At 55.6% G+C, this 22,615-nt stretch carries 22 protein-coding genes and 1 other annotated feature; of the genes, 6 read left to right on the forward strand and 16 right to left on the reverse strand.

What is annotated here, in order from left to right:
* Window positions 1-52: 52 nt before the first annotated feature.
* The gene (gene mog / locus ACOTY9_RS15450; protein WP_023332053.1) at window positions 53-640 is read right to left on the reverse strand and encodes a molybdopterin adenylyltransferase; all 588 of its coding nucleotides are present in this window, start codon (window positions 638-640) and stop codon (window positions 53-55) included.
* Window positions 641-750: 110 nt separating this feature from the next.
* A complete protein-coding gene (tal, locus tag ACOTY9_RS15455) occupies window positions 751-1,704 on the reverse strand; it encodes a transaldolase (RefSeq protein WP_014882487.1) in 954 nt (317 codons plus the stop codon).
* Between the two features lie 262 nt (window positions 1,705-1,966).
* Between tal and ACOTY9_RS15460 the strand changes: the two genes are divergently transcribed.
* Together ACOTY9_RS15460 and yaaA are read left to right on the forward strand one after the other, a co-directional pair.
* Window positions 1,967-3,397 carry an alanine/glycine:cation symporter family protein gene (locus ACOTY9_RS15460; RefSeq protein ID WP_023332052.1) on the forward strand — a complete coding sequence of 477 codons (1,431 nt, stop codon included), beginning with the start codon at window positions 1,967-1,969 and terminating at the stop codon, window positions 3,395-3,397.
* A gap of 66 nt (window positions 3,398-3,463) precedes the next feature.
* Window positions 3,464-4,237, forward strand: a complete 774-nt coding sequence (yaaA, locus tag ACOTY9_RS15465; protein ID WP_014882485.1) for a peroxide stress protein YaaA — start codon at window positions 3,464-3,466, stop codon at window positions 4,235-4,237.
* Between the two features lie 32 nt (window positions 4,238-4,269).
* Here yaaA and ACOTY9_RS15470 read toward each other — a convergent pair whose 3' ends face one another.
* The 7 genes from ACOTY9_RS15470 to yjjY form a co-directional block, all read right to left on the reverse strand.
* Window positions 4,270-4,563, reverse strand: a complete 294-nt coding sequence (locus tag ACOTY9_RS15470; RefSeq protein WP_014882484.1) for a DUF2502 domain-containing protein — start codon at window positions 4,561-4,563, stop codon at window positions 4,270-4,272.
* A 289-nt stretch (window positions 4,564-4,852) separates the two neighbouring features.
* On the reverse strand, window positions 4,853-6,139 hold the full coding sequence (gene thrC / locus ACOTY9_RS15475) for a threonine synthase (RefSeq protein ID WP_023332051.1): 1,287 nt from the start codon (window positions 6,137-6,139) through the stop codon (window positions 4,853-4,855).
* A gap of 3 nt (window positions 6,140-6,142) precedes the next feature.
* Window positions 6,143-7,072: a homoserine kinase gene (gene thrB, locus ACOTY9_RS15480; protein ID WP_014882482.1), complete on the reverse strand. Its 930-nt coding sequence runs from the start codon at window positions 7,070-7,072 to the stop codon at window positions 6,143-6,145.
* A gap of 1 nt (window position 7,073) precedes the next feature.
* Window positions 7,074-9,536, reverse strand: a complete 2,463-nt coding sequence (gene thrA / locus ACOTY9_RS15485) for a bifunctional aspartate kinase/homoserine dehydrogenase I (RefSeq protein ID WP_014882481.1) — start codon at window positions 9,534-9,536, stop codon at window positions 7,074-7,076.
* A 24-nt stretch (window positions 9,537-9,560) separates the two neighbouring features.
* Window positions 9,561-9,678, reverse strand: a sequence feature (Thr leader region).
* Window positions 9,617-9,685, reverse strand: a complete 69-nt coding sequence (thrL, locus tag ACOTY9_RS15490) for a thr operon leader peptide (RefSeq protein ID WP_015572623.1) — start codon at window positions 9,683-9,685, stop codon at window positions 9,617-9,619. It overlaps the preceding feature by 62 nt.
* Before the next feature lie 211 nt (window positions 9,686-9,896).
* On the reverse strand, window positions 9,897-10,583 hold the full coding sequence (locus ACOTY9_RS15495) for a tRNA/rRNA methyltransferase (RefSeq protein ID WP_023336742.1): 687 nt from the start codon (window positions 10,581-10,583) through the stop codon (window positions 9,897-9,899).
* Between the two features lie 399 nt (window positions 10,584-10,982).
* The gene (gene yjjY, locus ACOTY9_RS15500) at window positions 10,983-11,123 is read right to left on the reverse strand and encodes a protein YjjY (protein ID WP_085928893.1); all 141 of its coding nucleotides are present in this window, start codon (window positions 11,121-11,123) and stop codon (window positions 10,983-10,985) included.
* 95 nt (window positions 11,124-11,218) lie between these two features.
* Here yjjY and arcA point away from each other — a divergent pair, with 95 nt between their 5' ends.
* Window positions 11,219-11,935 (forward strand): two-component system response regulator ArcA, encoded by a 717-nt coding sequence (arcA, locus tag ACOTY9_RS15505; protein ID WP_003856501.1) that lies wholly within the window; start codon window positions 11,219-11,221, stop codon window positions 11,933-11,935.
* Between the two features lie 49 nt (window positions 11,936-11,984).
* Here arcA and creD read toward each other — a convergent pair whose 3' ends face one another.
* Genes creD through creA form a run of 4 tightly spaced genes read right to left on the reverse strand, consistent with a single transcriptional unit; the run spans window position 11,985 to window position 15,992 of the window.
* Window positions 11,985-13,337 (reverse strand): cell envelope integrity protein CreD, encoded by a 1,353-nt coding sequence (gene creD, locus ACOTY9_RS15510; RefSeq protein WP_348565787.1) that lies wholly within the window; start codon window positions 13,335-13,337, stop codon window positions 11,985-11,987.
* Between the two features lie 56 nt (window positions 13,338-13,393).
* Window positions 13,394-14,818 (reverse strand): two-component system sensor histidine kinase CreC, encoded by a 1,425-nt coding sequence (creC, locus tag ACOTY9_RS15515; protein ID WP_045134340.1) that lies wholly within the window; start codon window positions 14,816-14,818, stop codon window positions 13,394-13,396.
* Window positions 14,818-15,507, reverse strand: coding sequence for a two-component system response regulator CreB (creB, locus tag ACOTY9_RS15520; protein WP_348565788.1), 690 nt, complete (start codon window positions 15,505-15,507; stop codon window positions 14,818-14,820). The genes creC and creB overlap by 1 nt, the downstream gene beginning before the upstream one ends.
* Window positions 15,508-15,521: 14 nt before the next feature.
* Entirely contained in the window at window positions 15,522-15,992 is a 471-nt protein-coding gene (gene creA, locus ACOTY9_RS15525) for a protein CreA (RefSeq protein WP_023332045.1), read from the reverse strand.
* Window positions 15,993-16,203: 211 nt separating this feature from the next.
* On the opposite strand from creA, the gene robA reads away from it, so the two are divergent.
* Complete coding sequence (gene robA, locus ACOTY9_RS15530) at window positions 16,204-17,073, forward strand: MDR efflux pump AcrAB transcriptional activator RobA (protein WP_023336739.1); 870 nt, start codon at window positions 16,204-16,206, stop codon at window positions 17,071-17,073.
* Here the strand turns inward: robA and gpmB are convergent.
* The gene (gene gpmB / locus ACOTY9_RS15535) at window positions 17,070-17,717 is read right to left on the reverse strand and encodes a 2,3-diphosphoglycerate-dependent phosphoglycerate mutase GpmB (RefSeq protein ID WP_014882474.1); all 648 of its coding nucleotides are present in this window, start codon (window positions 17,715-17,717) and stop codon (window positions 17,070-17,072) included. The genes robA and gpmB overlap by 4 nt on opposite strands.
* Before the next feature lie 50 nt (window positions 17,718-17,767).
* Between gpmB and yjjX the strand changes: the two genes are divergently transcribed.
* Complete coding sequence (yjjX, locus tag ACOTY9_RS15540) at window positions 17,768-18,283, forward strand: inosine/xanthosine triphosphatase (protein WP_045134341.1); 516 nt, start codon at window positions 17,768-17,770, stop codon at window positions 18,281-18,283.
* Here yjjX and trpR read toward each other — a convergent pair.
* Both trpR and sltY read right to left on the reverse strand, forming a co-directional pair.
* A complete protein-coding gene (gene trpR / locus ACOTY9_RS15545) occupies window positions 18,280-18,606 on the reverse strand; it encodes a trp operon repressor (RefSeq protein ID WP_014882472.1) in 327 nt (108 codons plus the stop codon). The two genes, yjjX and trpR, sit on opposite strands and share 4 nt — an antisense overlap.
* Window positions 18,607-18,661: 55 nt before the next feature.
* Entirely contained in the window at window positions 18,662-20,599 is a 1,938-nt protein-coding gene (gene sltY / locus ACOTY9_RS15550) for a murein transglycosylase (protein WP_023332044.1), read from the reverse strand.
* A 227-nt stretch (window positions 20,600-20,826) separates the two neighbouring features.
* Between sltY and ettA the strand changes: the two genes are divergently transcribed.
* On the forward strand, window positions 20,827-22,494 hold the full coding sequence (gene ettA, locus ACOTY9_RS15555) for an energy-dependent translational throttle protein EttA (protein WP_014882470.1): 1,668 nt from the start codon (window positions 20,827-20,829) through the stop codon (window positions 22,492-22,494).
* The last annotated feature ends 121 nt before the right edge of the window (window positions 22,495-22,615 follow it).

Below are 22,615 nucleotides of genomic sequence, written 5' to 3' on the forward strand. Positions count from 1 at the left end.
AATCCATTTACACGCCACTGCGGCTGACGCTAATGTCACATTTTAATTAATTTCAGGAGATTGTCTCGCGGCGGGCGCTTTTAGGACGAAATGCTGCTACCACTTTTTCGTCCGTCTCGACGTACGGCCCGTCCAGCAGCTGTATACAATACGGTACACTTGCAAAGATGCCGTGGACGATGACGCTGCCATCCTCCGCTTTCAGTCCTTCCAGCGTCTCTTTGATGGACTTCGGCTGGCCCGGCAGGTTCAGAATCAGCGCCTGTTTGCGGATCACCCCCACCTGGCGAGACAAAATGGCCGTCGGGACAAAGTGTAGACTGATCTGACGCATCTGTTCACCGAAGCCTGGCATTTCACGATCCGCAATCGCCAGCGTCGCGTCCGGGGTAACATCGCGGCGCGCAGGGCCGGTTCCGCCCGTCGTCAGCACAAGGTGACAGCTCATTTCATCCACCAGCTCACACAGGGTCTGCTCGATGATTGGCTGTTCGTCCGGGATCAGGCGGGTCTGGATCTCAAACGGGGTGGTCAACGCGCTTGCCAGCCACTCTTCCAGAGCAGGGATGCCTTTATCCTGGTAAACGCCGCTGGAGGCGCGGTCGGAAATCGACACTAAGCCGATGCGTAAGGTATTCATATCCATTCCATTCAAAAAGTACTGATTAAAGGGAATGATACACGCAGAGGGGAAATTCAGACAGAGTACGAAAGAAGTAGCGTGACCGGGGACCCGGTCACGCAGAATGATTACAGCAGGTCGCCGATCATTTTTTCCAGTTTTTCCTGGTCAATAGCAAACTTACGGATACCGTCCGCCAGTTTGTCTACCGCCATTGGATCCTGGTTGTGCTGCCAAAGGAACTCGGATTCAGTGATGCGCTCTGGGCGTGCTTTCACTTCACCGGTGTAGGACAGTTTACGCTCGATGGTACCTTCGCTTTCTGCCAGCTCTTTCAGCAGCGCAGGGGCGATGGTCAGGCGGTCACAGCCAGCCAGTTCGATGATTTCACCGACGTTACGGAAGCTTGCGCCCATCACCACGGTCTCATAACCATGCTGTTTGTAGTATTCGTAGATTTCAGTCACGGAAACCACGCCTGGATCTTCAGACGCCGCGTACTCTTTCTTGTCGGTGTTGGCTTTGTACCAGTCCAGAATACGGCCTACGAACGGAGAAATCAGGTATACGCCAGCTTCAGCACAAGCACGCGCCTGCGCGAAGGAGAACAGCAGGGTCAGGTTACAGTTGATGCCTTCTTTTTCCAGCTGCTCCGCCGCGCGGATGCCCTGCCAGGTAGACGCCAGTTTGATCAGGATACGGTCGTTGCTGATGCCCGCATCGTTGTACAGTTTGATCAGACGTTTTGCTTTAGCAATTGACGCTTCGGTGTCGTAAGACAGACGTGCATCCACTTCGGTGGAGATACGGCCCGGGACCAGTTTCAGAATTTCCAGACCGATGTTCACGGCCAGTTTATCAGTGGCATCCACAACCTGCTGCGCGCGGTCATTGCTCTGTGCTTTCGCCCAGGTCACGGCCTCGTCAATCAGTTTGCGATACTCAGGGATCTGTGCGGCGTTAAGGATCAGAGAAGGGTTAGTTGTGGCATCCTGCGGCTGGTACAGCTTCATTGCCGCGATATCTCCGGTGTCAGCTACGACAGTGGTGAACTGACGAAGGGAGGTCAATTTATCCGTCATGATAGTGTTTCTCTTTTAACGTGCCCTGGATAATTCACGCTACCGACAGCATGCCTGCAGCGGAAAAATGACAGGTTTACTTGTTAGGGGGATGTAACCGGTCTGCCCTGATGATAACACGACGGAGGGGTAGCGCAACCGCAGACAGTGCGCTTAGGCAGAGTATGATAAACTGAGAATATTAACAGGCTGCTAAGCAACAGCATGCCCAATCAGTGGTAGCGCTTACATATTCACATTGGCATCAACAAGAGGGACGTTAATGCCTGATTTCTTTTTCTTTATTAACGAAGTCCTCTGGGGTTCGATAATGATTTACCTGCTCCTGGGAGCAGGTATCTGGTTTACGCTACGCAGTGGGTTTATCCAGTTTCGCTATATTCGCAAGTTTGGCAGAAGTCTGAAAAACAGCGTCACGCCCCATCCGGGCGGACTCACCTCGTTTCAGGCGCTGTGTACTAGCCTTGCGGCACGCCTTGGCAGCGGCAATCTGGCAGGCGTTGCGCTGGCCATCAGCGCAGGAGGGCCTGGCGCAGTGTTCTGGATGTGGGTCACGGCACTTCTGGGAATGGCCACCTCTTTCGCCGAAAGTTCGCTGGCGCAACTCTACAAAGAGAAGGATAAAAGCGGACAGTTTCGTGGCGGCCCGTCATGGTATATGGCGCGTGGCTTAGGGATGCGCTGGATGGGCGTGCTGTTCTCGCTTTTTTTACTGTTCGCATACGGCCTCATTTTTAATACCGTCCAGTCAAACTCGGTTGCCCATGCTCTGCGCTATACCTTCTCCTGTCCGGAGTGGCTCACGGGCAGCGTGTTAGCCCTCTTTGTTTTGCTCGCCATTTCTGCCGGCCTTAGGGGCGTCGCCCGCCTGATGCAGTGGCTGGTGCCCATTATGGCCCTGCTCTGGGTTACCGCGAGTCTGGTCGTTGCAGCACTGCATTTCGAACAGGTTCCGGGGGTCATTGCGTCCATCTTTAAAAGCGCTTTTGGCTGGCGGGAAGTCGCATCAGGCGCGCTGGGCTATACCCTGAGCCAGGCATTGATGGCGGGTTTTCAACGGGGCATGTTCTCCAATGAAGCCGGAATGGGTTCCACGCCCAACGTCGCAGCGGCCGCCTCTTCATGGCCGCCACACCCGGCTGCGCAGGGTATTGTGCAGATGATCGGCGTCTTTATGGATACGGTGATCATCTGTTCCGCCAGTGCAATGATCCTCCTGCTGGCCGGCCCGGTACCCCATACCTCGGATGCCGTCGGGATACAATATCTCCAGCAGGCGCTGGTGAACCTGACCGGCGGCTGGGGGGCTGGCTTTGTCTCGCTCATACTGATGTTGTTCTCCTTCAGCTCAATTGTGGTCAACTATCTGTACGCTGAAAACAACCTCATTTTCCTGAGATTCAACGCTCGCCCTGCTATCCTCCTGCTTCGCCTGGGGGTGATACTGATGGTGTTCGCGGGCGCCCTTCTGACGATGCCTATGATCTGGCAGCTGGCGGATGTCATTATGGCGCTAATGGCAATCACTAACCTGACGGCGATCCTGCTGCTCTCCCCCGTTGTGACGCTTATTGCCAAAGATTATCTTCGCCAGCGCAAGCTGGGGGTTGCCCCGGTATTTGATGCGTCACGTTACCCCGAAATTGCGTCACAACTTGCCCCTGGCACCTGGGATGATTTGCCCCGGCGATAACAGCTATCGATCAATTCAGGGCGATTTTTTGTTAAAGTCGCTCTAAATTTCCTGCAAGGACTGGATATGCTGATTCTGATTTCACCTGCAAAAACGCTCGACTACCAGAGCCCGCTCGCCACTGAGCGCTATACCCAGCCAGAACTGCTGGATTATTCACAGCAGCTGATCCGTGAAGCGCGCAAGCTCTCTGCGCCGCAAATCGCCTCGCTGATGGGCATCAGCGACAAGCTGGCAGACCTGAACGCGACGCGATTCCATGAATGGCATCCGGATTTCACCCCTGCTAACGCGCGTCAGGCGATTCTGGCATTTAAAGGTGATGTCTATACCGGTCTGCAGGCGGAAGACTTCAGTGAAGCCGACTTCGATTTTGCCCAGCAGCATCTGCGTATGCTGTCGGGTCTGTATGGCGTACTGCGTCCGCTGGATCTGATGCAGCCGTACCGTCTGGAGATGGGCATTCGTCTGGAAAACGCCAAAGGCAAAGACTTGTACCATTTCTGGGGCGAAATCATCACCGATAAGCTGAACGCGGCGCTACGCGCTCAGGGCGATAACGTGGTGATTAACCTGGCATCCGATGAATACTACAAGTCGGTGAAACCGAAAAAGCTGGATGCGGAGATCATCAAGCCGGTCTTCCTGGATGAGAAAAACGGCAAGTTCAAGGTCATCAGCTTCTATGCCAAAAAGGCGCGGGGCCTCATGAGCCGCTATATCATTCAGAACCGCCTGACCAAGCCGGAGCAGCTGACCGGTTTTAACAGCGAAGGCTATTTCTTTGACGAAGACGCGTCGGGGAAAGGCGAACTGGTCTTTAAACGCCACGAACAATAAAACAACACCCCGCCTGCTGGCGGGGTGTTGCATTAATGGTGCTTCCAGTCCGGCCCTGGATGGCGATCGTCATGATGATGGTCGTGTCGATCGTCACGATCGCGATGTTCGTCATGCGGGCGCCAGTGGTTATCACGCCAGTCATAATGCGCCTTCCACCAGTCGTGGTCGCGCCAGCGGCCGCCGTCCCAGTAATGCCCGCTGTTGTCCCGGTCGCCAATCTGCAGTTTAACCGCCGGTACGAGGGTGATTTCGGATGCCTGTGCCGCCATGGGAGCGACCAGCACCAGTGAAAGCGCGATGAGTGCAGGTTTCAGTGTAGACATCTGTGACTCCTTATTCTTCTTGCCCAACGTGGGCCGATGTAAGGAGAGTACGCGAGGGGAACGGGGGATGTTATTCTCTGCAATCCTAAACGCTAAGTGACCGCATTTATTGGGAATTTCTGCTTTTTTCCTGCTTTATTCCTCCTTATTTTCTTCACAAAAAAGCCGGGTGGCGGCTTCGCCTTTCCCGGCCTAAAGATCGGTGCTGCTTTTGCCGGGTGGCGCTGCGCTTACCCGGCCTACAAACCCCGTAGGTCCGGTAAGGCGTAGCCGCCACCGGGCAACACAATTACGCGCGAGTCATCATCAGCTTACGCAGCGCGGCAAAATCCGCAGGCAGCTCGTGTGACAGCAGCGGCAGGTCGGCACGCTCGGCCAGCTCTTTTGGCAGCGGCAGCGTTTCGCCCAGGATCGCTTCCACGCTCTCTTTGAACTTGGCGGGATGGGCGGTACCGAGGAACAGACCATATTCCCCCGGGTTGAGCTGGTCGCGCAGTGCGCGATACGCAATTGCCGCGTGCGGCTCAGAGGTATATCCCACCGCTTTCAGCTCGCGCATGGTCGCTTTAGTGGTCTCATCCGTCACCGCCGCGTAGCCCAGGTCCACCAGACGCCATACCTTGCGGCGGAACAGCTCCTCCACGCGCGGCCAGTTGTTTGGCTGTGACACATCCATGGCATTGGAGAGCGTCGCCTGCGTCGCGTTCGGTGCCCATTTCCCGTCTTTCAGGAAGCGCGGCACGGTGTCGTTGGCGTTGGTAGCGGCGATAAAGCGCTTCACCGGCAGACCGAGCGATTTCGCCAGCAATCCCGCCGTCAGGTCACCGAAGTTACCGCTTGGTACGGACACCACCAGCTGATTGCGCGCTTCCTGCGGCAGCTGCGCTACCGCTTCGAAGTAGTAGCAAATCTGCGCCAGCAGACGGCTGATGTTGATGGAGTTGGCGGAATTCAGCCCCAGCGCGGCCTTCAGCTCTTCATCATCGAACGCCTGCTTGACCAGCGCCTGACAGGCATCAAAGTCACCGTCGATCGCCACGGTCTCAATGTTGCCGCCGAGCGTACAGAACAGTTTTTCCTGCAGCGGGCTGATTTTGCCTTTTGGATAGAGGATCACCACGCGGACGTTTTTCAGGCCGTAGAACGCATGCGCGACCGCGGCACCGGTATCGCCGGAGGTGGCTGTCAGAATGGTCACCGGCTTGTCGCCGCTGATGTGGGTCAGCATCTGCGCCATAAAGCGGCCGCCGAAGTCTTTAAACGCCAGTGTCGGGCCGTGGAACAGCTCCAGACAACCGACGTCAGGCTCCACCTGCTGCACCGGAGCCGGGAAGGCAAACGCCGCACGCACGCGCTCTTCCAGCAGCTCCTGAGGGATTTCGTCGCCGATAAACGCAGACAGAATTTTGGTGCTGCGGGTGACAAAGTCCTGCTTCAGCAGTTCATCAATCTCGGTCAGCTGAAATTCCGGCAGGTCATGCGGGAAGAACAGCCCCTGATTTTTGCCCAGCCCCTGAGTCACTGCCTGCGCGAAGCTGACCTGCTCGTTATGATCTTTAAGGTTATAGAGTTTCATTCGTTATCCCAGTACTCGTGCGCCAGCCGTGTCCAGACGGCAAATATGAACAAAGCCTTCCTGATTTTGCAGGTAGTGTTTAGAGAGCCAGTCCGCCACGCGCTGCGCGGTGTCTGGCTTATCGCACAGGGCGAACAGCGTCGGGCCGGAGCCGGAGATGCCGCACGCCTGCGCGCCGATATCCATGGCGGCCTGTCGCGCCTCGTTAAAGCCAGGCAGCAGCTTCGTGCGGTACGGCTCGGCAATGACATCTTTCATCAGCTTCGCCGCCAGCTGCGGCTGACGGGTATAGCAGGCGTGGATAAAGCCCGCCAGATGACGTCCGTGAGCAATACAGTCCTGACGACGATATTGCGCAGGCAGGATCGCACGCGCTTCCGCGGTAGAGACCTTAATCCCCGGATACGCCAGCACCCACAGCCACTCATCAAACCCTGGCACCTGCTGGCTGATGATGCCATTTTCTTCGATCATCAGTTGCATACCGCCAAGGAAGCACGGTGCCACATTGTCATAGTGGATACTGCCGGAGATACGCCCTTCCAGCTCGCCCATTAACCCCAGCAGGCGGCTGTTATTCAAAGGCTTGCCGCAGTGCTCGTTCATCGCCACCAGCGCGGCAACCACGGAACAGGCGCTGGAGCCCAGCCCCGAACCAATCGGCATACTTTTTTCCAGCGTCATGGCGACCGGCACGTTTTTGCCGATCTCCTGACAGAAGCGTTCCCAGCACTGATAGACGATATTCTCGCGCGGGTCGGACGGCAGTTTGCTGGCGAATCGGCCCACGTTATTGAGGCTGAAACTCGCCGCCGCCTCAACCGTAACCGTATCGCCCAACAGCGAACCGTCCACCGGCGTGACCGCCGCACCCAGCACATCGAATCCGACGCTCATATTGGCGCTGGAAGCCGGGGCATAAACTTTGACCATGTTAAACTCCTAACTTCCATGACAGGGTACGCAACAGATCGGCAAACACACCCGCCGCTGTAACATCGTTCCCTGCGCCATAGCCGCGAAGCACCAGCGGCAATGGCTGATAATAGTGGCTGTAAAACGCGAGGGCGTTTTCGCCGTTTTTGACTTTGTACAGCGGGTCGTTGCCATCCACTTCGGCAATCTTCACCCGGCACACGCCATCTTCTTCAATGTTGCCAACATAGCGCAATACCTTACCTTCATCACGGGCTTTCGCCACGCGCGCGGCAAAAGCATCGTCAAGCTGGGGTAAATTCGCCATAAAGGTGCTGACATCACCGCTGCTGTCAAACTCGGCTGGCAACACGGGTTCAATCACAATGTCCGAAAGCTCCAGCTCGCGACCGGTTTCGCGCACGAGGATCAGCAGCTTACGCGCCACGTCCATGCCGGAGAGATCGTCACGTGGATCCGGCTCGGTATAGCCCAGCTCGCGCGCGGCGCGGGTGGCTTCCGAGAGGCTCATGCCCTCGTCCAGCTTGCCAAAGATAAACGACAGGGAGCCGGAGAGAATGCCGGAGAAGCGCTGCAGTTCGTCGCCCGCATTCAGCAGATTTTGCAGATTTTCGATAACCGGCAGGCCGGCGCCCACGTTGGTGTCGTACAGGAACTTACGGCGCGACTTGCTCGCCGCCAGACGCAGCTGGTGATAGTAATCCATCGACGAGGTGTTGGCCTTTTTGTTCGGCGTCACCACGTGGAAGCCTTCGCGCAGGAAATCCGCATACTGGTCGGCAACGGCCTGGTTTGACGTACAGTCGACAATCACCGGGTTAAGCAGATGGTACTCTTTTACCAGACGGATAAGGCGACCCAGATTAAACGGCTCTTTCGCCTCTTCCAGCCCGGCCTGCCAGTTTTCAAGATTCAGACCATGCACATTGGTCAGTAGCGCTCTGGAATTGGCAATACCGCAGACGCGCAGATCGATATGTTTCTTCTTGAGCCACGCCTGCTGACGCTTCACCTGCTCGAGCAGCGCGCCGCCGACACCGCCCACGCCAATCAGGAACAGCTCAATGACCTGATCGGTATTGAACAGCATCTGATGCACCACGCGCACGCCGGTGGTGGCATCGTCGTTATCCACCACGACGGAGATAGAACGCTCAGACGAGCCCTGGGCAATCGCCACGATATTGATGTTGGCGCGGGCCAGCGCGGCAAAGAACTTAGCGGAGATACCGCGCAGGGTGCGCATCCCGTCGCCCACGACGGAGATGACGGCCAGACGCTCCTGAATGGAGAGCGGCTCCAGCAACTCCTCTTTCAGCTCCAGATAGAACTCTTCTTCCAGCGCACGGCGCGCGCGCAGGCAGTCGGCCTGCGGCACGCAGAAGCTGATGCTGTACTCGGAAGAGGACTGCGTGATCAGCACCACCGAGATACCGTTGCGTGACATTGCGGCAAAGACGCGCGCCGCCATGCCGACCATGCCCTTCATCCCCGGACCGGAGACGCTGAACATCGCCATGTTATTCAGGTTGGAGATGCCTTTCACCGGCAGGCCATCTTCATCGGAGCTGGCGCCAATCAGCGTGCCTGGCGCTTGCGGGTTACCGGTATTTTTAATCAAGCAAGGGATCTGGAACTGGGCAATCGGGGAGATGGTACGTGGGTGAAGCACTTTGGCGCCGAAGTAGGAAAGCTCCATCGCTTCCTGGTAAGACATCGACTTCAGCAACCTGGCGTCCGGTACCTGGCGCGGGTCGCAGGTATACACGCCGTCGACGTCAGTCCAGATCTCACAACAGTCTGCGCGTAAACAGGCAGCCAGCACGGCGGCAGAGTAGTCGGAGCCGTTACGGCCCAGCACCACCAGCTCACCCTTCTCATTTCCGGCGGTAAAGCCCGCCATCAGGATCATGTGGTCAGACGGGATTTTGCTCGCGGCGATACGGCGGGTTGATTCGGCAATATCAACGGTAGATTCGAGGTAGTGGCCCACCGCAAGTAGTTTTTCAACCGGATTGATGACGGTCACGCCGTGGCCACGCGCTTCCAGCAGGCCAGCCATGATGGCGATTGACAGTTTCTCACCGCGGCAGATCAGCGCCGCGTTGATGCTGTCCGGACACTGGCCCAGCAGGCTGATACCGTGCAGCACATGTTTGATCTGAGCAAACTCCTGCTCAACGAAAGACTTCAGCTGTGCGAGCGGGAAGCCGGGCTGTGCCTCCGCCAGCCCCTGCAGCAGCTCAGCGAAGATACGCTCGGCGTCGCTGATGTTCGGAAGTGCATCCTGACCACCGATGGTTTTTTCAATCATCGCCACCAGATGGTTCGTGATTTTTGCCGGGGCAGAGAGCACGGTCGCAACCTGCCCCTGCCTGGCGTTGCTCTCCAGGATATCGGCAACACGCAGAAAACGTTCTGCATTTGCCACTGATGTACCGCCGAACTTCAACACTCGCATGGTTCTACCTCGTTTCCTTTAGCCGAAAAAAAAGCCCGCACTGTTCAGGTGCGGGCTTTTTTTTGTTTTTCCTGTACGCGTCAGCCCGCATCGTTACCTGTGGTAATGATGATGGTTGTAGTAATGGTGGTGATGCTGATGCGTTTCATGGATGTTGTGTACTCTGTCATTATTATCTGTCTGTGCTGTATTCTTTTAGGGTTAAAGGATCGGGCACCTTAAGTCAATGAATTTTTAATTTGATCACAATTCCGCAGAGACTCACGCCCCGCTGTTTGCCGATTTATTTTCATCCGATTCCCCCAAATGCAACCCTCCATGACAGACAATTTCGCCATAGTAAAAACTTATGACAGCATTTTACTCGGCTAATTTTTTTTCAATATCGTGCAGCAAACGGTGCAACATTGCCGTGTCCCGCTGCTCAAGTCGTCCGAGACGCTGGTGTAGCCAGTCAGCCATTTTTTGATCGTCCGCCACATCCAGCCGCAAGAGCAAGTTCTCCACGCGAGCGCGAAGTGCAGCCAGCTGGTTTTCATCGGTTCCTGTATCGGGCGGCTGGGGGATTTGTATTAAGGATGCTAATTGATAGCAATAGACCATGACCGCCTGGCCTAAATTCAGAGACGGATAATCCGCGACCATCGGCGCGCCAGTCAGAACGTCCGCCAGTGCCAGCTCTTCGTTAGTGAGTCCGGAATCTTCGCGGCCAAACACCAGCGCCGCTTTCTCAAGCCACTGGCTTTTCTCTTCCAGCATGGGCACCAGCTCAGCAGGCGTGGCGTAGTAATGGAACTTCGCGCGGCTGCGGGCGGTGGTCGCAACGGTAAACGAAATGTCATGCAGTGCGTCGGCAAGCGTAGCGTAAGTCGTTATATTATCGAGAATATCTCCCGAACCATGCGCCACCCAGCGGGCAGCAGGCTCCAGGTGCGCAGTGCTGTCCACAATACGTAAATCGGTAAAACCCATGGTCTTCATGGCACGCGCCGCAGCGCCTATATTTTCTGCTCTGGCTGGGGCGACCAGTACAATCGACAGATGCATTTATGCTCTCTTTTTAATCAGTTAGCGGGTAAAAATGTGATGCACTTCAACATATTACGCAGCGCAAATTTACAAATTTGCAACACAAATCACCGAAATAGCGTTTCATAACAAATTAAAAACGCTAAACTATTTTGTGTCTGAACAATCAGTTAGAATGTTAACAGAAGACCATTATCCTTATGTTTTATAATGATAATGGCATCATGAATACCCTATTCTGATTGGATTCGCTTCGTTTATATATCAATGTCCGCAACTAGTTGGTTTATTGAAAAATTGTGACAAAGGCTAGCATTCGGCTACGATGATTTCATCAAACTGTTAACGTGCTACAATTGAACTTGATATATGTCAACGAAGCGTAGTTTTATTGGGTGTCTGGTGTCACTTAGCCTGTTATGTTGCTGTTAAAATGGTTAGGATGACAGCCGTTTTTGACACTGTCGGGTCCAAAGGGAAAGTACCCAAGACCAAGCTAATGATGTTGTTGACGTTGATGGAAAGTGCATCAAGAACGCAATTACGTACTTTAGTCACGTTAAGCCGATCATGTTAATTTGCGACATGCATCAGGCAGGTCAGGGACTTTTGTACTTCCTGTTTCGATTTAGTTGGCAATTTAGGTAGCAAACATGCAGACCCCGCACATTCTTATCGTTGAAGACGAGTTGGTAACACGCAACACGTTAAAGAGCATTTTCGAAGCAGAAGGCTACGATGTCTTTGAAGCGACCGATGGCGCAGAGATGCATCAGATCCTTTCTGAAAATGATATCAACCTGGTAATCATGGATATCAACCTGCCGGGCAAAAACGGGCTTCTTCTGGCGCGCGAACTGCGTGAGCAGGCGAACGTCGCGTTAATGTTCCTGACGGGCCGTGACAACGAAGTTGATAAAATTCTTGGCCTGGAAATCGGTGCGGATGACTACATCACCAAGCCGTTCAACCCACGCGAGTTAACCATTCGTGCACGCAACCTGCTGTCCCGCACCATGAACCTGGGCACGGTCAGTGAAGAGCGTCGTAGCGTCGATAGCTACAAATTCAACGGCTGGGAACTTGATATCAATAGCCGTTCGCTGATTAGCCCGAACGGTGAGCAGTATAAACTGCCGCGCAGCGAATTCCGCGCGATGCTGCACTTCTGCGAAAACCCGGGCAAAATTCAGTCCCGTGCAGAACTGCTGAAGAAAATGACCGGCCGTGAGCTGAAGCCACACGACCGTACCGTAGACGTGACCATCCGTCGTATTCGTAAACATTTCGAATCTACGCCTGATACGCCGGAAATCATCGCCACAATCCACGGCGAAGGGTACCGTTTCTGCGGAGACCTGCAGGAGTAATCCCGCAGTCAATGCAATAAAGAAAAACGGCGCATTCGCGCCGTTTTTTTTATTTCCAGATCCGCATCGTGTCGTTATCGGGCTCTGCGGGTGGCTCAGGGCGCTTCGGCTGTGAAAGCGAATACCAGTCGAAATGCCGGGTCAGGTACATCACGGCGAACAGTGCCAGTGCGAGCACCGCTGACCCCAACAACAGCGCACTATCCTCCGAGCGCAGCAGGAACCACATCACCACGTCCAGCCCCAGCAAGGCCAGCACAAACAACCCGCTGCGCTTCCAGCTTGTTAGCACCGCCTGCAGGTACATCCCGTTCATCGCAGCACCCACCAGGCTTGCAACAACCCAGGCAGGCGTAAAGCCGACGTGTTCTGACAGCGCCAGCAGCACCAGATAGAACAGCACCAGCGACAGCCCCACCAGCAGATACTGCATTGGGTGCAGGCGCAGCCCGGTTAAGGTTTCGAAGACAAAGAAGGCCATAAACGTCAGCGCAATCAGCAAAATAGCATACTTGATTGCCCGGTCAGTCAGCTGATACTGATCGGCAGGTGTGGCTACCGTGACGCTAAAAGCCGGGATCGACTCCCACGCAGGAGATTCACTCCCGTTGAACCAGCTCTCAAGGTTGTTCGCAAACCAGCTGCTCTGCCACTTCGCCTGAAAACCTGAATCACCGATTTTGTGTTTCACCGGCAGATAGTTGCCCATGAAGCCCGGATGCGGCCAGTTGCTGTTCAGCGCCATTTCGCTGTTACGTCCCACGGGCACCACGGCAAAACTCCCCGTCCCCGCCAAATTCAGCGACATCTCCATGGCAAACGTTTTTGACTCCAGCGCTTTATCCGTCAGCGGGATATGAACACCGGAAAGCGCGCCAGATACGCCCGAACCCGGCTCTACGCTCAGCGTCTCGCCATTGATACTGGAGACTTTCACCGTGCCAATACCGCGTGCATCGCCCACTCCAACAACGATAAACGGCTGCCCAAGGGTCATCGTCTCCCCTTTAAGCTGCGTCATTTTTTCGGTGCTGAACTGCGCTTTTATTTTGAGATCGGTGTTCCAGATCTGTCCGTCATAGATGCCGATATTTCGGGACTCAACGCGCTGGTTACCCTCAACAAGCAGCGACTCCGGCAGGATAAAATGCAGATAGCTTTTCTTGTACTCGACCTTCTTCTCATCCTCTAGCTTGTAAAAGATCTCTGTCACCGGAATCGCAATCAGCGGGCCGATCAGTTTTTGCGGTCCGCTGGTGCTCTGGCGAAGCGTATTTTCGACATCATTACGGTAGCTTTCACGCTCTGCAATGAGGTTACTTACCATAAACAGCGGGACTAACAGCAGCAGAATGCACCCCAGCAGGGTGCTTATTTTCCAGAACAGGGGGGATTTCATCATTACGTCTCCTTTGTGATGAAGAGAGCGTAACCAGGCTGTGTGGGGGCAGTTTGAAGTTATGTGAAGGGACGGTGAAGTGTCAGCGTGGCCATCACGCCGCCCTCATCACGATTGCGCAATGTAATCTCTCCCTGATGCAGACGCGCCACCTCCTGCACAAAGGCCAGCCCGAGCCCACTGCTCTTAAGCCCGTTCTCGCGCGGAAGGGAATAGAAGCGTTCAAAAATACGATCCAGCGCGTAATCCGGGATCCCGCTTCCGCTGTCGATGATGACAAGCTGCATCTGCCCCTGCTCTTCCCGGGCCGCCAGTTCAATGGTTCCGCCCTGAGGCGTAAAATCGATGGCGTTATCCAGCAAATTGCCGAGCGCCTGTTCGAGGAGATCGGGATCGCCTTCAACATTAAACGGAACAGGCTGGATAGTCAGCACAATCGCTTTTGCCGATAGCAGGGCCGAGCGCGCGTCAGCAAGCCGCGTAAACAATGAATTGACCCGGATGACCTCCGGCGTAATCTCGACCCGATTTTCAAGCCGCGCCTGCGCGAGCAGTTTTTCAACCAGCGACTGCATGCGTGCGTTTTGTACCAGAATGTTATCAATAAAGCGTGCTGCCACCTGCGGCGGCGGCTGCTCGGCAAGGATTTCCGCCGCGCCGCGTATGGCCGCCATCGGGCTTTTCAGCTCGTGGGTGAGCGCATGGACATAGCGTTCAATGTAATTTTTCCCTTCGAGACGAATGCGCATATTCTCCAGCGCCTGGGCCAGCTTGTGCAGTTCGCTGCTGCCCGGATTGGGTAGCGGGAGAGGCGTGTCGGTGGTCACCGAATCGGCATAGCGCGATAACGTACTGATAGAACGATTGATCCACCAGGCGACAAGAAGACCAATCAGCAAGGCAATGCCGAGCAGCGCGCCACCCGCCCAGAGGATCCGCCGCTCGCTGCGGTGGATAACCGGTGCCATCGCGCTGTTCGGTTTGCCGACCGACAGCACGCCGATAATCTTACCCTGCTCCACAACCGGCGCGGCAACATACATCACCGTACTCTCAGGATCGTCTGGATTGCTCTGAGTGCTGCGCGCGCCGTATTTACCGCGAAGCGTCAGCCAGACATCGTTCCAGCGCGAGTAATCTTGCCCCACGGCCAGACCGGCGGAATCAAACACCACTCTGCCCTGCGCATCGGTCATATAGACGTGATACTCGTTACGCACCTTATAAATGCCGCCGAGGTTGGCGCGGAAAGGCCGCTGATGGAGCTGTGAAAAGGCCTGCGCCAGTTTGCCCTGCTGCGCATTCCCCGAAAGAAGATCGTCGCGCCCGATTTCGGCAAGCAAGGTCGCGGTATCAATCAACGTCCCCTCGGTGGCCCTGCGCACGCCGGGCTTCACTTCCTGAACAAAAATCGACAGCACAAACCACGCGGCGATGCCCACGATCAGGAAATATCCCAGCAACAACCGCATCCCAATGCGCATCAGTAAAGGCCCAGACTGTAGCCCATACCCCGATGGGTACTGATGGGAGACTGTTCATCGTTCACCGCCCGCAGCTTGGCGCGCAGGGTTTTGATATGGGTATCCACGGTACGATCGAAGCTGTCGCCGTCTTCACCCCATACCTTGTCCATCAGCTGCTGGCGCGAAAATACCCGCCCGGGGGCCTGTAAAAAGGTTTTGAGCAGCAAGAACTCGTAGCGGGTCAGGGGTAAAACTTCACCGCACCAGCTTATTCGGGCGGCAGGTTCATTTAGCTCAAATTGCCCGATACGCATCGTTTCTGCTGGCGCGGCGGATTTTTGCATCCGCCGTAAAATTGTCCTTAACCGGGCGCAAACCTCTCGCGGAGAAAAAGGCTTGGCGACATAGTCGTCGGCGCCCATTTCCAGCCCGAGGAGTTTATCCACTTCATCACTGCGTGCCGTGAGAAACAGCACCGGAAGTGACGGATGCTGCGCCAGCAGCTGGCGGCAGAGTTCAAAGCCGCTGATGTCCGGCAGCCCAACATCCAGAATGGCGAGCGCCGGGATCTGCCGCCGCGCCTCCTCCAGCACCGGTAAACCGCGCTCAAACGCCTTTACCGCAAAGCCTTCCTGCTGAAGCATGTAGATAAGCGTATCGGCGATACTGGTTTCGTCTTCAACCAGCCAGACCACAGGTTGTTGCATGGTTCATCCCTGAATTAATGCCATGGCATAATCGGCACGGCGCTGATGGCGTTTTTCGGCGAGCCTTCCACCACTTTGTCGGAATAGGCAAGATAAGCCAGCGTATTGCGCTTCGCATCATAGAAACGCACTACCTGCAGCTTTTTGAACACCAGCGACGTCCGTTTCTGGAACACCACGTCACCCTGCGCTTTACCGTTTTTAATTTTATCGCTCAGCTCAACTGGCCCCACCTGCTGGCAGGAGATCGCCGCATCTGAGGTATCTTCCGCCAGCCCCAGACCGCCTTTAATACCGCCCGTCTTCGCACGGCTGACGTAGCAGGTGACGTTTTTTACATCTGGATCGTCAAACGCCTCCACCACAATTTTGTGGTCCGGGCCAAACATTTTGAACACGGTATCGACAGATCCAATCTGTTCCGCTTGCGCCGCACGGCCAACAACCAGCAACAGAGCGGTAAGAAGCAAAGTCTTGTATTTCATATTGTTACCATTCTTTAAAATTGCATTGAGCGATTATTCAACACTTTAGACAAAAATGTAGCAAGATCACAGGATTAGAATATATTCGCCCAAAAAGGGGGAGAAAAGGCATTAATGCGCAAAAAAAACACTGAATGCTAAAACATCAAAAAATGCTATTATCCGCTAACCTGTTATCAGGCACCTGCTGTTTTAAGGATGAGGATAGTATATGGATCAGGCTGGAATTATTCGCGACCTGCTCACCTGGCTGGAAGGTCATCTCGACCAGCCTTTGTCACTGGATAATGTGGCGGCTAAAGCAGGCTATTCCAAGTGGCATCTGCAAAGGATGTTCAAGGATGTCACCGGTCATGCTATCGGGGCCTATATTCGCGCACGTCGTTTGTCCAAGTCTGCGGTGGCATTGCGCCTGACCGCGCGGCCCATTCTGGATATTGCCTTGCAGTATCGTTTTGATTCGCAGCAGACCTTCACCCGTGCGTTTAAAAAACAGTTCTCGTTGACGCCAGCGCTCTATCGCCGCTCGCCAGACTGGAGCTCGTTTGGTATGCGCCCGCCGCTGCGTCTGGGCGAGTTCGCCATGCCGAAATACGAAATTGTCACGCTGCCGGAAACCCATCTGATCGGTACGACCCAGAGCTACTCCTGTTCTCTTGAGCAGATTTCTGAGTTCCGTCATCAGATGCGTGTCCAGTTCTGGCGCGACTTCCTGAGTCATGCGCCAGCGATCCCACCGATCCTCTATGGTCTCAACGAAACGCACCCAAGCCAGGAAAAAGACGACGAGCAGGAGGTGTTCTACACCACTGCGCTGACGCCAGAGATGGCAAATGGTTATATTCAGGGGTCTAAACCGGTCGTGCTGGAAGGCGGCGAATACGTGATGTTCTCGTATGAAGGACTGGGAACGGGCGTTCAGGAGTTCATCCTGACCGTTTACGGGACCTGCATGCCGATGCTGAATCTGAATCGCCGTAAAGGTCAGGACATTGAGCGCTACTACCCGGCGCAGGATGCGAAACCGGAAGAAGGCCCAATCAATCTGCGGATGGAATTCTTAATTCCGATACGTCGTTAACGCTGCAGTTCATCAAGCGCAGGGGCATCGAGATGCGAAATGTCCCCTGCCATCTCCACGACCCAACCCGACGCCAGCCACGCACTTTCCTGATAATCAATTCGGGAAATAGAGCAGTTGCGCAGACGCAGACGACGTTCAGCATAAGCCGGTAATCCCAGAATGGTGCTCACCAGGCAGCCCAGCGCAATACCGTGACTCACCAGCAGCGGACGGCTACCTGCCGGAAGCTTCAGACATTCCGCCAGTGCGGCATGCATACGCACGCTCAGCTCCTGCATGGATTCCCCCTCCGGGATGCGGCCATCTTCGGTACCGTTGACCAGCGTACGACGCCAGCCCTCTTCCGTTTCGGTCAGCGTATCGATATGGCGTTTTTCCAGCACGCCCATATCCAGCTCGCGCAGACGCGGCTCAAGCATCACGTCACAGCCGCAGGCATCTGCGATGATGCGCGCTGTCTGCTGCGTGCGACCTAAATCGCTGGTGATCACGTGGGTAATGCCCAGCGTCCTGGCACGCTCTGCCACCTGCCACGCTTGCTGGATCCCCTTCTCAGTGAGAGGACTGTCTGACTGGCCTTGAATACGTCGCTCGGCGTTCCACTGCGTCTCACCGTGGCGAACAAGGTATACCTGTAACATGCTTTTTTTCCGTTATACTGCGATGAGTTTTTTTTGAATCGAGCTTAATTATGCACCATGTTGTCTCTGCTACCACCAATCCTGCCAAAATTCAGGCAATTCTAAAGGCTTTTGAAGAGATTTTCGGCGAAGGATCCTGCCATATCGAAGCCATCGGCGTCGAGAGTGGCGTACCTGAACAGCCGTTTGGCAGCGAGGAAACGCGCGCTGGCGCACGAAATCGCGTGGCAAATGCTAAAGCCGCGGCCCCAAAGGCGGACTTCTGGGTCGCCATTGAAGCCGGGATCGACGAAGGTGCCACCTTTAGCTGGGTAGTGATAGAAAGCCGAGAGCAGCGCGGTGAAGCGCGTTCTGCCACCCTGCCGCTGCCAGAGATCATTCTGAACAAAGTGCGCGAAGGCGAAGCGCTCGGGCCGGTGATGTCACAGTACACCGGCATTGATGAGATTGGGCGCAAAGAAGGGGCGATTGGCGTCTTTACTGCGGGCAAGCTCACGCGTTCAGGCGTTTACCACCAGGCGGTGATTTTGGCGTTAAGCCCGTTCCATAACGCGATTTATCGTTAGGTATTTTTCAACAACACCGCTTCCAGCCACTGGCGCAGCTCGACCGGCGCAGACTTCAGGCTGTTCGAGCCGCGGGTGATCGTCGCGATGCCCGCGCCCAGCTCATTTTTCAGCTCACGCTGGCTCATCTCACCGCGCAGTAGCTCTTCAATGATCCGCACGCGCGTGCCCAGCGCTTCACGCTCGTCTGGGGTCAGCATCAGCTGCATAAGAGGTAAGTGCAAATCCTGATCGTAAGACTGGCGAAGCAGCTCCACAAAACGAAGCCACTCCTGGTGACGCTGTTCGGCCATTGCCGAGGAATACGGGGAATGCTGGGTCATGTTATGCTGCCTCTTGTACTCATTAGCGAGTACAGCATAACACAACCCACGCCGATCAGTAACGTCTCTGCCACTCGGCATCGCTCATCAGGGTATCTTTCTGCCCCATGAAGTAGCGATAGTAAGCATCGTACGCCAGCACGTTCTTCACATAACCGCGCGTTTCTGAGAACGGAATGCTCTCCACAAACGCCACGGCATCGATGCGTCCGGCGCTGTTGCCGAGCCAGGTACGCACGCGCCCCGGCCCCGCGTTATACGCCGCCGACGAGAAAATGCGGTTATTGCCAAACTGCTGATAAACATACTGCAGATAGCTGGTACCGATGTTGATGTTGGTATCCGGATCGAGAAGCTGTGAGGGGCTACTGTACCCGGGAATGTTAAACATCTTCACCGTATGGGTCGCCGTTCCCGGCATAATTTGCATCAGACCGCTGGCCCCCACCGGGGAGCGGACTTTCGGATTCCAGGCACTCTCCTGACGGGCAATCGCCATCGCGTAACTTTGCGGGATATCTTTGCCGCTGGTGTAGCGTTCGAAAAGATCGTTGTACGCCAGCGGGAAACGCTCTTCAAGATGATCCCAAAGCTTACCGGCGATCGTCGCCTGCACGCTCAGATCCCACCAGTGGTTATCAAACGCATAGCGGGCAAGCTGGGCTTTCTCGTCGGTGGTGCGACTGGTTACCAGATTCGCCCACTCGCTGCGCGCGGTATTGTCCATATTCCAGTACATCAGCTCGCGCACGCGCGCCATCTCTGGCCCCTGCGTCAGCGCCGGGTTCGCATTCGCGGGTGCTTTATCAATGCGGAAGGTATACTCCTCGCCCAGGCGCTGCGCGGCCACCATCGGGTAGAAGCCGCGCTGCTGCATCAGGCCGTGGAGGATCTCTTTGGCTTCATCATCACGACCGCGCTCCATCAGCAGATCGGCCTGCCAGTAGCGCCATTCATCTTTCTCTTTGGCGTCCATCGGCAAACGTGCGAGCCAGGTATTCAGCCCCCGGCGATCGCCGGTGCCCAGCGCCATGCGCACGCGGCGCTCCACCAGCGACGTGGAGTTCGAACGCATAATGGCATCATCTCGCCAGCGTGCCTGTTCGTCGGTCACATCCGTGCCCATCAGTCGCCACGCCACGATGTCACGCAGCTCCTGGGTTTGATCGTCATTCAGCTGCTGCGCCTGCACCAGCTGCGGGATCATCAGCCGGGCGTTTTCCACATCGTCGCGCGCCACGCTGGCAAAAGCCACCGCCGCCATCTGACGGGTAAAGTCGGTCGCGCCCGTGCTGCGGGCAAAGGTCAGGACGCTGTTCGGATCGTTTGCCAGCGCGATAACGGCCGTAGAGATCGTCTGATAATCGGAAGGCATCTGCCCCGCCAGCGCGGTCACCAGGCGCGTGTTGCCGGCTTTCATCGCCAGGCGAATACGCTCAAGATAGGCCAGCGGATCCTGTTTGCCGGAGGCTCGCCACGCGCCAAACAGCGAATCACAGGCATTCGGCTGGCTTTTGCCGGTCAGCCAAAGATCCTTCGCCCCGGCCCAGGCCTCTTCCTGCTGTCCGGTCGCCCATTTCGCATAGTAGTAGTTACACTGCGCTTCGGTGGTATTCGGCTTATCGGGGCTAAACGCCAGCAGCCCGCGCCAGTCTTCGCGACGCGCCAGTTCATTCACAAAACGAGATTGCAGGGTTCGCGCAGGCGGCAGGGTCGGGTTCGCCTGAATGAAATTATTCACAGTGACGGTCGGCTGGTTCATGAGATCGTCAGTGATCTGGCGATACTCCAGATACGGATACAGCGGATAATCCTTCAGCGTCGGCATCAGCGCCTGCACGGTATCCATCTGCTTATTGTCCCACGCCTGTTTAATCTGGGCGTAGCGATTACGTTGTTCATCCAGTGAATCGGCATGCACCGCCTGGCTTACCGCCATTACGCATACGCTGGCAGCCAGCAGACGCCAGACCACCTGTTTGGCTTTTTCCACAAGCTCTTCCTCATTGTTTTTTCGTCAATTGCAGCGTCTTGCCACGTCAAAGTCACACCAACTTATGCTAACCAGGCATCCTGCAACGCGCCACGTTATGGACACTTTTTTACCTTTCTTGCGCGTTTTAACACTCCCGACGTTCCTGGCTGGGATTAGGGCGTGAAAAAGGCTACACTTCGAGGCTGAAATTCCTTCTCATTACGATAAAAGAGGCGAAGTCCAACGTGGCTCAATTCGTTTATACCATGCATCGTGTCGGCAAAGTTGTCCCGCCGAAACGTCATATTCTTAAAAATATCTCGCTGAGCTTCTTCCCGGGCGCAAAAATTGGTGTTCTGGGTCTCAACGGTGCCGGTAAGTCCACCCTGCTGCGCATCATGGCCGGCATCGATACAGACATCGAAGGTGAAGCCCGTCCGCAGCCTGGCATCAAGATCGGCTACCTGCCGCAGGAACCTCAGCTGAACCCGGAACACACCGTTCGTGAATCCGTTGAAGAAGCGGTTTCCGAAGTGGTTAACGCCCTGAAAGGTCTGGATGAAGTGTATGCCAAATACGCCGAGCCGGATGCAGACTTCGACAAGCTGGCCGCTCAGCAGGGCAAGTTTGAAGAGATTATCCAGGCGCACGACGGTCATAACCTGAACGTGCAGCTGGAGCGCGCGGCCGATGCCCTGCGCCTGCCGGACTGGGATGCGAAAATCGCCAATCTTTCCGGGGGTGAGCGCCGCCGCGTAGCGCTGTGCCGCCTGCTGCTGGAAAAACCAGACATGCTGCTGCTTGACGAACCCACCAACCACCTGGATGCGGAATCCGTGGCGTGGCTGGAACGCTTCCTGCACGACTTCGAAGGCACCGTGGTGGCAATTACCCACGACCGTTACTTCCTCGACAACGTCGCAGGCTGGATCCTGGAGCTGGACCGTGGTGAAGGTATTCCATGGGAAGGTAACTACTCCTCCTGGCTGGAGCAGAAAGATCAGCGTCTGGCGCAGGAAGCTTCTCAGGAAGCCGCGCGTCGTAAGTCTATCGAGAAAGAGCTGGAGTGGGTTCGTCAGGGCGCTAAAGGCCGTCAGTCTAAGGGCAAAGCCCGTCTGGCACGCTTTGAAGAGCTGAACAACACCGAATACCAGAAACGTAACGAGACCAACGAACTGTTTATTCCGCCTGGAGCACGTCTGGGGGATAAAGTGGTTGAAGTCACCAATCTGCGTAAGTCATACGGCGATCGCCTGCTGATTGACGATCTGACCTTCTCCGTACCAAAAGGGGCTATCGTCGGGATCATCGGTCCGAACGGCGCGGGTAAATCGACGCTGTTCCGCATGATGTCCGGTCAGGAGCAGCCTGACAGCGGCTCTATCACCCTGGGTGAAACCGTGAAGCTGGCGTCCGTTGACCAGTTCCGTGACGCGATGGATAACAGCAAAACCGTGTGGGAAGAAGTGTCCGGCGGTCTGGATATTATGCGTATCGGCAACACCGAGATGCCAAGCCGCGCTTACGTTGGCCGCTTCAACTTCAAAGGCACCGACCAGGGCAAACGCGTGGGCGAGCTGTCCGGCGGTGAGCGTGGTCGTCTGCACCTGGCGAAGCTGCTGCAGGTTGGCGGTAACGTACTGCTGCTCGATGAACCGACCAACGACCTGGACATCGAAACCCTGCGCGCGCTGGAAAACGCCCTGCTGGAGTTCCCGGGCTGCGCGATGGTTATCTCGCACGACCGTTGGTTCCTTGACCGTATCGCGACCCACATTCTGGACTACCAGGATGAAGGGAAAGTGGAGTTCTTTGAAGGTAACTTCACCGAATACGAAGAGTACAAGAAACGCACGCTGGGCGCTGACGCGCTGGAGCCGAAGCGTATTAAGTACAAGCGTATTGCGAAATAAAAGCAAAACGGCAACTTCGGTTGCCGTTTTTAGTATTTGTTCCCTCTCCCCGTGGGAGAGGGCCAGGGTGAGGGCATCAGGCCGCACAGTTCGTAGGCCGGGTAAGCGTCAGCGCCACCCG

The organism is Enterobacter cloacae complex sp. SHL012 (assembly GCF_049237505.1).
Classification (GTDB): domain Bacteria; phylum Pseudomonadota; class Gammaproteobacteria; order Enterobacterales; family Enterobacteriaceae; genus Enterobacter; species Enterobacter kobei.

Coding starts and splice junctions, on each gene's coding strand:
- mog (WP_023332053.1), bottom strand. CDS start 640: ATGAATACCTTACGCATCGGCTTAGTGTCGATTTCCGACCGCGCCTCC.
- tal (WP_014882487.1), bottom strand. CDS start 1,704: ATGACGGATAAATTGACCTCCCTTCGTCAGTTCACCACTGTCGTAGCT.
- ACOTY9_RS15460 (WP_023332052.1), top strand. CDS start 1,967: ATGCCTGATTTCTTTTTCTTTATTAACGAAGTCCTCTGGGGTTCGATA.
- yaaA (WP_014882485.1), top strand. CDS start 3,464: ATGCTGATTCTGATTTCACCTGCAAAAACGCTCGACTACCAGAGCCCG.
- ACOTY9_RS15470 (WP_014882484.1), bottom strand. CDS start 4,563: ATGTCTACACTGAAACCTGCACTCATCGCGCTTTCACTGGTGCTGGTC.
- thrC (WP_023332051.1), bottom strand. CDS start 6,139: ATGAAACTCTATAACCTTAAAGATCATAACGAGCAGGTCAGCTTCGCG.
- thrB (WP_014882482.1), bottom strand. CDS start 7,072: ATGGTCAAAGTTTATGCCCCGGCTTCCAGCGCCAATATGAGCGTCGGA.
- thrA (WP_014882481.1), bottom strand. CDS start 9,536: ATGCGAGTGTTGAAGTTCGGCGGTACATCAGTGGCAAATGCAGAACGT.
- ACOTY9_RS15495 (WP_023336742.1), bottom strand. CDS start 10,583: ATGCATCTGTCGATTGTACTGGTCGCCCCAGCCAGAGCAGAAAATATA.
- arcA (WP_003856501.1), top strand. CDS start 11,219: ATGCAGACCCCGCACATTCTTATCGTTGAAGACGAGTTGGTAACACGC.
- creD (WP_348565787.1), bottom strand. CDS start 13,337: ATGATGAAATCCCCCCTGTTCTGGAAAATAAGCACCCTGCTGGGGTGC.
- creC (WP_045134340.1), bottom strand. CDS start 14,818: ATGCGCATTGGGATGCGGTTGTTGCTGGGATATTTCCTGATCGTGGGC.
- creB (WP_348565788.1), bottom strand. CDS start 15,507: ATGCAACAACCTGTGGTCTGGCTGGTTGAAGACGAAACCAGTATCGCC.
- creA (WP_023332045.1), bottom strand. CDS start 15,992: ATGAAATACAAGACTTTGCTTCTTACCGCTCTGTTGCTGGTTGTTGGC.
- robA (WP_023336739.1), top strand. CDS start 16,204: ATGGATCAGGCTGGAATTATTCGCGACCTGCTCACCTGGCTGGAAGGT.
- gpmB (WP_014882474.1), bottom strand. CDS start 17,717: ATGTTACAGGTATACCTTGTTCGCCACGGTGAGACGCAGTGGAACGCC.
- yjjX (WP_045134341.1), top strand. CDS start 17,768: ATGCACCATGTTGTCTCTGCTACCACCAATCCTGCCAAAATTCAGGCA.
- trpR (WP_014882472.1), bottom strand. CDS start 18,606: ATGACCCAGCATTCCCCGTATTCCTCGGCAATGGCCGAACAGCGTCAC.